Source organism: Mesorhizobium sp. M1273, from assembly GCF_040318195.1.
Lineage (GTDB): Bacteria > Pseudomonadota > Alphaproteobacteria > Rhizobiales > Rhizobiaceae > Mesorhizobium.
In genome coordinates this window covers 1-2,427 of the sequence record NZ_JAMYLV010000080.1, presented here as the reverse complement: position 1 = coordinate 2,427, position 2,427 = coordinate 1, and the positions used below count along the sequence as shown (strand labels likewise).

At 64.3% G+C, this 2,427-nt stretch carries 2 protein-coding genes and 3 pseudogenes; 3 read left to right on the top strand and 2 right to left on the bottom strand.

Annotation, left to right across the window (positions count from 1 at the left end; all coding sequences use genetic code 11):
- Positions 1-106 (top strand): annotated as a pseudogene (locus NKH30_RS32975) (transposase); the annotation flags it as partial.
- On the opposite strand, the gene NKH30_RS33355 reads toward NKH30_RS32975, so the two are convergent.
- Entirely contained in the window at positions 79-672 is a 594-nt protein-coding gene (locus tag NKH30_RS33355; protein WP_502911551.1) for a hypothetical protein, read from the bottom strand. The pseudogene NKH30_RS32975 and the gene NKH30_RS33355 overlap by 28 nt on opposite strands.
- 86 nt (positions 673-758) lie before the next feature.
- Here NKH30_RS33355 and NKH30_RS33350 point away from each other — a divergent pair, with 86 nt between their 5' ends.
- Positions 759-1,064 (top strand): helix-turn-helix domain-containing protein, encoded by a 306-nt coding sequence (locus NKH30_RS33350; protein ID WP_502911549.1) that lies wholly within the window; start codon positions 759-761, stop codon positions 1,062-1,064.
- A gap of 31 nt (positions 1,065-1,095) precedes the next feature.
- On the opposite strand, the pseudogene tnpC reads toward NKH30_RS33350, so the two are convergent.
- Positions 1,096-1,980, bottom strand: a pseudogene (tnpC, locus tag NKH30_RS32965) (IS66 family transposase); the annotation flags it as partial.
- Between the two features lie 64 nt (positions 1,981-2,044).
- On the opposite strand from tnpC, the pseudogene NKH30_RS32960 reads away from it, so the two are divergent.
- Positions 2,045-2,427 (top strand): annotated as a pseudogene (locus NKH30_RS32960) (IS110 family transposase); the annotation flags it as partial.

The following is a 2,427-nucleotide window of genomic DNA, read 5'->3' as shown; positions in this document are numbered from 1 at the left end:
GGCCAAATACCCGAAGCTGGTCAACTGGGTGGAAGATAACATCGAGGAGACGCTGAGCTTCTATCGGCTGCCGCTAGCTCACCACAAGCACATGAAGTCGACGGATGCGGCAACCTCATGATGGCACAGGCGCGATGCATGTCGTTCAACGGCTTTCGTACCGACGCGGCGGTGACCCGCGAAGCGCTGGAGGCGGTTGCGCCGATGGCGATCGAAGCGGCGTTGGAGGCTGAACGGATGCAGCTGGAGAGCGAGGCCAGGCGCCGGCAGATGATCGAGCTGGACCTGCAGCAGGCGCGCTACGAGGCATCGCTCGCCGAGCGCCGCTATGCGGCCTGCGACCCGGAGAACCGGCTTATTGCGGCCCAGCTCGAGAGGAGTTGGGAAGCCACGCTCAGGCGCGTGGGGACCTGCGAGGCCCGACTGAGCGAATTCCAGCGTGTGGACCCTGTCGACGCGGTTCCGGACTTCACGGGCCCCGCCCAGAATCTCGAGGCCACCTGGAACGCGCCGGGTGTCGACATGCGCTGTCGTCAGCAACTGCTGCGCGCGCTCATCAAGGACATCGTGGCGGATGTCGATGACGATGCGCGCGACGTGATCTTGACCATCCACTGGCACGGAGGCCAGCACTCGCAGGTACGGGTTCGCAAGCCCAAATCCGGAGAGCATGGCCAGCGTACGCCTGAGGAGGCTCTGGCGATCATGCGATCCATGGCAACCCGGTGGTCGGATGCCGAAATCGCTGCCACAACCGCATGGGCATGCAGACCGGTCAGGGAAAGACCTGGACCGCGCGACGCGTCCAATCGCTGCGCACGGTGCACAAGATCAGCGGCCATCGCTCATCCGACAAGAATGGCGAGTGGCTCACTATGTCGGACGCGGCCGCCCGGCTTGGAGTCTCGCACGTCAAAATCCGCCGGTTCATCAGGGATGGCCTCTTACCCGCCGAGCAGGTCATGCGCGGCGCGCCCTACCAGATCCGCGCCAGCGACCTCGAAGACGAACGGATCAAGGCCGAACTGGGCGCGCAATACTCCGCGTCGCATCCACGACCATAACCGCCATTTGAAAGGAGGTGCATAATGAATCAGTCTTCGCGATCGGACGGATGGAGCGCTCGACGGTGTTGCTGCCGATCTCGATGCGGCCGTCTTCGAGGAAGCGCGAGAGGCCTTCCCAGCGTGAGAGCGTATAGCGGATCGCCTCTGCGAGCTTGGTCTTCTGGCTGATCAGGCCGAGCTTCTCACGCAGCCAGGGTTCGAGATCGGCGACGATGGCGCGGCTTTTGTCCTGACGCATCGCGCGGCGCTCGTTGGCCGATCGGCCACGGATGTCATCCTCGATCTTGTAGAGTTCGGCGATCCGTCTCAGCGCCTCGCTGGCGATCGGCGCGGGACCGGCTGCTGCCAGTTCATAAAAGCGCCGACGGACATGCGCCCAGCAGAAGGCGAGCGTGACGCCGCTTTTGTCGGCCAGCACGCGATAGCCGCCATAGCCGTCGACCTGCAAGATTCCGGTGAAGCCTGCGAGATGAGCGATCGGACGCTCGGCCTTTCGGTCCGGCGCATAGACATAGGCGACGCCCGGCGGATCGCCGCCATTCCATGGTCGGTCATCGCGGGCATAGGCCCAGAGTTGGCCTGTCTTCGTCTTGCCGAGGCCCGGATCGAGCACCGGCGGTCGTCTCGTCGCGAAGAGCTTCGGTGAAGCCTTCAGCTTGCCAAGCAGCCGCTCGTGCACCGGACGCACATGCCAGGCGGCGCGACCGACCCAGTCGGCGATCGTGCACCGGTCGAGATTGATGCCCTGCCGGGCGTAGATCTGCGCCTGACGATATAGCGGCAGGTGATCGGCATATTTTGAGACCAGCACCTGGGCGACCGTTGCCTCGGTCGGAAGACCACCCTCGATCAGCCGGGCCGGCGCCGGAGCCTGAACTACCACATCCTCACAGGCGCGGCAGATCCCATGGGGAGTGGATCGTGGCCCGCACTCTGGCAGAGTGGGCCATCGCAACTCGCTCTTTGGAGGCCCTTTCATGCATCTTTCGACCGCCGATCAATCCGAGCTACAAGCCGCTGTCCGCGTGGATCTTGGCGCAATCTTCGTCTCGCTGGAGCTGTCCAGATCGACCTGGCTAGTCACCTCGATTGTACCGGGCAGCGAGAAGATGTCGCGCCACATGGTCGCCGGCGGTGACAGTGCCGGGCTGCTCGTCTGCCTCACCGGGCTGCGCAGCAAGGCCGAGGCGCGCACGGGCACGCTTTATCCGTTGGTAGTGATCCAGGAGGCGGGGCTGGACGGCTTCTGGATCGACTGGGTGCTGAACCGCGAGGACTGGATCGAAAGTCACATCGTCGATGCGGCATCGATCGCGGTGTCGCGCCGCCACCGTCGTGCCAAGATGGATCGGCTTGATGG